The sequence below is a fragment of the Planktothrix sp. FACHB-1355 genome (genome assembly GCF_014748295.1).
Lineage (GTDB): Bacteria > Cyanobacteriota > Cyanobacteriia > Cyanobacteriales > Aerosakkonemataceae > Aerosakkonema > Aerosakkonema funiforme_A.
In genome coordinates this window covers 1-4,846 of record NZ_JACJUP010000467.1, presented here as the reverse complement: position 1 = coordinate 4,846, position 4,846 = coordinate 1, and the positions used below count along the sequence as shown (strand labels likewise).

At 43.7% G+C, this 4,846-nt stretch carries 4 protein-coding genes and 1 pseudogene; 3 read left to right on the top strand and 2 right to left on the bottom strand.

Annotation, left to right across the window (positions count from 1 at the left end):
• Positions 1 to 175: 175 nt before the first annotated feature.
• The 3 genes from H6S82_RS18515 to H6S82_RS18505 are packed head-to-tail and all read left to right on the top strand — an operon-like array spanning position 176 to position 2,541.
• Complete coding sequence (locus H6S82_RS18515; protein ID WP_190463321.1) at positions 176 to 1,804, top strand: mechanosensitive ion channel domain-containing protein; 1,629 nt, start codon at positions 176 to 178, stop codon at positions 1,802 to 1,804.
• Between the two features lie 45 nt (positions 1,805 to 1,849).
• Complete coding sequence (locus tag H6S82_RS18510) at positions 1,850 to 2,038, top strand: hypothetical protein (protein ID WP_190463319.1); 189 nt, start codon at positions 1,850 to 1,852, stop codon at positions 2,036 to 2,038.
• 26 nt (positions 2,039 to 2,064) lie between these two features.
• Positions 2,065 to 2,541, top strand: a complete 477-nt coding sequence (locus tag H6S82_RS18505) for a putative quinol monooxygenase (protein WP_190463317.1) — start codon at positions 2,065 to 2,067, stop codon at positions 2,539 to 2,541.
• 172 nt (positions 2,542 to 2,713) lie between these two features.
• Here H6S82_RS18505 and H6S82_RS18500 read toward each other — a convergent pair whose 3' ends face one another.
• Positions 2,714 to 3,664 carry a HEAT repeat domain-containing protein gene (locus tag H6S82_RS18500; RefSeq protein WP_190463315.1) on the bottom strand — a complete coding sequence of 317 codons (951 nt, stop codon included), beginning with the start codon at positions 3,662 to 3,664 and terminating at the stop codon, positions 2,714 to 2,716.
• Positions 3,665 to 3,757: 93 nt separating this feature from the next.
• A pseudogene (locus tag H6S82_RS18495) lies at positions 3,758 to 4,846 on the bottom strand (glycosyltransferase); the annotation flags it as partial.

Here is a 4,846-nt window from a genome sequence, read left to right as displayed (position 1 = left end):
TTCTGCGATCGCTACTTTAGCACCGTAGGAAGCCGCTCGTTTGGAAGCCGCCAGCCCCCCGGAACCCGCACCTATCACAAAAAGGTCGTAATCGTATGCCATGACTTGCTATGCTCCCGTGGTGAACATCTCTACAATTTCGATCCTAATGATTTGCCTGAATCTGCTTGGCTTTATGAAAAATAAATCTCTCCGGATGCTCGTGGGACGGCTGAAAAATATTGCCCACCCACGATCGAACTTTATCGTTGTCCTCAGCTTTATTTTGGGCTGTGTGCTGAGCTTGACACCAGTTTGGGCGCAAGCAAATCCCTCGGCGGCGATTGCGCTGGATGGACGCCAGCTGTTTAAAGTCAGCCAGCTGGAGGGTTTTGACGCTCAACCGCGAGCTGATTATGCCAATGGGATTCTCAATCGAGCGGTGGAATCTGACGAAGCGGTGCAGGTGCAGGTGGTAAAGGTGAAAGATTTGCCTGTGATTCGGGTGAATGGGCTGAATTTGCTGACTGTCACCGAGAAAGATGCAGTAGATGGGATGACGAAGGAGGAACAGGCTCAACGGTGGCGCGATCGCATTGATGTTGCCATTAAGCTAGCACAGGAACAAAGGCGTCCTGAGTATATCCGCAAAGCTTTGTTGGTTTCCGCTGGGTGCGTGCTGGTAGCGATCGGCTTTAATTCTGTTTTAGGCTCAATTTGGCAGAAATTGCAGCGCCGATTGATTTCCCAGCGCGAAACTGTTCCGGAAACGGCTGCGCCAACTCAAAGTATTGACTTGTTCCTCAAGTTTACGCTTGTCCTGCTGCGTGTAGCGGTGTGGTTGGGTGCGCTACTCTACATTACCAACCAGTTTCCCCAAACGCGCCTGTGGAGCCAAAAAATAGTTGATGTGATTGTTTACAGTCTGGCTGCGCCGATTATCCCGCTGGGAGACAAATCTTACTCGGTTATTCAGGTAATTATCCTGATTGCGCTGTTTTACGGTCTTTTAATTGTAACTGGAACCGTCAAGAATGTGCTGCGATCGCGCATCTTGGGTTTGACGGGGATGAATCGAGGCGCTCAAGAAGCGATCGCCACGATCGCCTTCTACGGGCTGATTTTCATCGGTACTGTAGTGTTGCTGCAACTGTGGGGATTAGACCTCAGTTCTCTCACTATTTTTGCTGGTGTTTTGGGTGTAGGAATTGGTTTGGGATTGCAGGGAATTGCCAAGGAATTTGTCAGCGGTTTGGTGATTATTTTTGAGCGTCCGATTCAAGTTGGTGATTTTGTCAATGTGGGTGATTTTATGGGGACGGTCGAGCGGATAAGTGTCCGCAGTACGGAAATTCGCACGCTCGATCGCGTTTCCATAATTGTGCCTAATTCTCGATTTTTGGAAAACGAGGTTGTCAACTGGAGTCACAGCGGTTTTGTCACGAGGCTGAGATTGCCTATCGGTGTAGCCTACGGTTCTGATTTGAGTAAGGTACGCGATGCCTTGATTGATGCTACAAAAGATTATCCTGATGTGGTATCCGACCCACCTCCGAATGTGATTTTTAGGGGATTTGGCGATTATTCTTTACAGTTAGAGTTGCTGGTTTGGATTAAAGAACCGCGCCAACAGGTTATTATTAAGAGCGATTTGTATTTTCGGATTGATGGGATTTTGCGCGATCGCAATATTGAAATTCCTTTTCCTCAACGCGATTTCCACGTTCGTTCTGGTGCTTTGCCTTTAGAACTTTCGCCCCAGTTGGAAGCTACCCTTGCTAAATTTTTAGAAAGCTGCAACAATGGAGCCAATAAAAGGGAGTAAGTCAAAAGTCAAAAGAATTATGAGCTACCGCAATCATGGTAATAAGTGAAGGCGATCGATTTGCGAAATGCTCCGTACATAAGTAATTCTCAGTCCCCTGTACGCAAAGCCGGCAGCGATTTCACTTATAAGTTCGCCGATCGTACTCCAAACTTGGCTCGTAGGGCGAATATTTTTAAGTCGCCGCACGAGCGGTGGGCAGAACCTGAGATTTTAGGATATCCTACTGCTTAATCAAGCTAAAATCTCCAAAAAGAGAAATGGAAAAAATGCGACAAACTTATCTCTTTAGCCGGGTACGAGTAATAAAAACAGTTGTATTACTGGGTTTGGCAATTGCGAGCGCTGCAATATTCAGCAGTAAAGCCTTTGCTCAAGTTTCTACAACGAATCAGCAGAATACTAACACTAACCTGCCATTGGTTGTAGTCAATCGATTTGAAATCTACCCTGAACAGCGCGAACTGTTTCTGAAGCTGGCGAAAGAAGCACTCGAACTTACACCAAATGAACCGGGTTGTATCACCTACGGTTTTTACGAACAACCAACAGCCCAGAATTCTTTTATCTACTATGAGGAGTGGAAAGATAAGGCCGCTCTAGTTGAACACTTACAGAAACCTTATGTTAAGCCATTGCTAGCAAATTTTTCAAAAATAGTAAAGAAGAATTTTGCTACTAGGATTTATGATACTAGCAGTGTTTCTAATGAGTTGCCAATCAGTATAGGAAAATAGGCAAGTTACCGCATTAGATTCTCTCTCCTTCGCTCTCCCCCTAAATCCCCCTTAAAAAAGGGGGTTTTGAGGTAATCAACAACCAGATCTGATAACTAGCAACTTGAGTTAATAATATTTGCGATCGCGCTTTCAACACTCACTAGCTACCTTGCCCAAGCGCCAGTTTACCTCATTGATTTCTTGAAGGTGCAGTTATGCCTGAATTAGGGCGAGGGGTACAGGGATTAGGAGTAGGTTTAACAGGAGTTGGACGAACAGTTGGACGAACAGTTGGACTGGGAGTTGGGGTAGGAGTTAGACGAATAGCGGAGGGATTGATGCGAGATTGGGTGGGAGTAGTAGAAACAGGATGACGAGGGGGAGGAGGTACGCAAACCGCTACGTTAGTAGGATTGCTAATTGGTTGATTTTCGCTGGGTAATGCTTTGCTGGAGGGATGAGTATCAGGCGAACTGATTTTTCCTAAAGCTATAGCTGCACCTCTGCGAACTTGCTCATTTTTATCTTGCAATGCTTTAGTAAGATCGGGGATTGCAGGCGAACCGATTCCGCGCAAAGCTATAGCTGCATTTAAGCGAATTTCTTCATCATTATCTTTCAACATTTTTATTAAAATGGGAATGGTTGGTTTCGCTTCTGCACCGATTCCTGCTAAAGCAAAGGTAGCGTTTATGCGAATCTGCTTATTATTGGGTTCCTGTAATGCTTCAGCTAGTGCAGAAACTGCTGGGGAACCAATTCTCCGCAACGCTACGGCAGCATCTAAACGAACTCGATCGTCGGGATCTTTTAACATAGCAATTAGTTGAGGAATTGCTGTTTTCGCTTCTGCACCTATTGCACCTAAAGCAAAGGCAGCACCGCCACGAATTCGATTTTCCTCGTCTTGCAAAGCTGCTGTCAGCGCAGGTATGGCTGGAGAACCAATTTTCCGCAATTCTCTCACAGCTTCTAAACGCTCTAGTTTATCGTTATCTTTTAATTTTTCGATATGAGAGACGATCTCTAGGTTAGTAGAAGATTGTGCCTGTATGTCGCCCAGCAATGGTAATATCGCTGTCAGGCATAACATGGCAATTTTAGGTGTCAGAATGAATTTTTGTTGACTGCGCTTATCCATGTAAAATCCTCCCTCTTTTGTATGATAGACGAAAAAGGTGGAAAAATGTTCGTGTTGGTAAATAGTGAATTATTTCTACTAAGTTTTTTCTAATTAATTTGTCTGGATTATTTTATGATAAAATGCCTCAAGTGCTGCTATGCAATTTTTGTCTTCGTAGAGGTAATTTTGGCAATGTTTGATTTGCTCTACGATTTGATGTCTCCACTCTCGATCTAAACCCAATCTAACGGCTATTTCGATATATTCTGCTTCATTATTAGCGATTGTTTCGGTGACGCCAAGCATTTTTAAAATGCCGTAGGATTGACGCGATCGCATAAATTTACCCGGACAAGTTACGATTGGTAAATTGCAAGCAATACTTTCTAGCGTTGTCAAAAATCCAGTGAATCCAAAGGTATCCAGAAAAATGTCTGAAACTAAATTCAGATTCCAGTAGTCTAGCTGTGTTTGGCGGGTTAAAATTAGGCAATATTTTTCGCTATCCAAGTCAAACTCTGCGAAAGCACGCTGTAATCGTTGCCGAAATTGTTCTACGATCGGTGGTGCTAAATGGGAGACGAAGACAAATTGCGCTTGCGGAACTTGTTGAGCTATTTTACCAAAAATATAATCGTACTGAGGTAAATATTTAAACAGAGATTGACAAGATAGATATACTACCGCATCTTCTCGCAAATGAAAATCTAAGCGGCTTTTGCTGAGTTCTGGAATGCTAGGTTTAGCGTAGGATATGCCAATGTTAGGTAAACGAATTAGTTCCTCTGAATAATGCTCTTTTGCATTTGATTGTTCCATCAAATCGCTAGAAAGAAAGTAATCAATTGTTGGCAAACCTGTAGTGACTGGATGTCCCCATGCTGCACATTGTATTGGCGCAAAACGCAGTGCTGCTAGTTGCGTCATTTGTGGAGTCATGCCAATATCTAGAAACACGAGTATATGTAAATTATCCGCGATAATTTGTTGGCAGATTGCTTCTAGATTGTCAGGGATATGATGAAAGCGATCGCTATATAGTTGAAACTCTTGGGTTAGTTCGTCTGTGATGCTATTAATATAGTAACAAGATATGTCAAAATGCTGGCGATCGCATTTTTTCAGCCATCCCATAAATACGATACCAACTGTATGCCAATGAAAGCAATCAGAGATATAGCCAATGCGAATTTTTTCATC

Coding starts and splice junctions, on each gene's coding strand:
- H6S82_RS18515 (WP_190463321.1), top strand. CDS start 176: ATGAAAAATAAATCTCTCCGGATGCTCGTGGGACGGCTGAAAAATATT.
- H6S82_RS18505 (WP_190463317.1), top strand. CDS start 2,065: ATGGAAAAAATGCGACAAACTTATCTCTTTAGCCGGGTACGAGTAATA.
- H6S82_RS18500 (WP_190463315.1), bottom strand. CDS start 3,664: ATGGATAAGCGCAGTCAACAAAAATTCATTCTGACACCTAAAATTGCC.